We start from the raw sequence: 230 nt of genomic DNA, 5'->3' as shown, positions 1-230 counted from the left end.
ACATCGGCTGACGCATCGTCGTGAGCTGCGGATCGGTCGTGATCGCGACGGACGAGTCGTCAAACCCGACCAGGGCGATGTCCTCGGGGACGCGCACACCGGCGGCGCGCAGCACCGTCAGCGCGCCGCGCGCCATCAGATCGCTGGCGACGAAGATCGCGTCCGGTCGACCTGTTTCGAGGATGCGCCGTGCGGCATCGGATCCGCTGGCCTCGCTGTAGTCGCCCTGC

Annotated in this window: 1 protein-coding gene; it reads right to left on the bottom strand. The window is 69.1% G+C overall.

Annotation, left to right across the window (positions count from 1 at the left end):
• A partial coding sequence (locus tag SB753_RS42170) for a substrate-binding domain-containing protein (protein WP_410805838.1) occupies positions 1-230 on the bottom strand: 230 nt, incomplete at both ends.

Source organism: Paraburkholderia sp. SIMBA_053, from assembly GCF_046534895.1.
GTDB classification, from domain to species: domain Bacteria; phylum Pseudomonadota; class Gammaproteobacteria; order Burkholderiales; family Burkholderiaceae; genus Paraburkholderia; species Paraburkholderia caledonica.
Note: the sequence above shows the minus strand (reverse complement) of the source record. Positions and strands in the feature narration are given on the sequence as shown.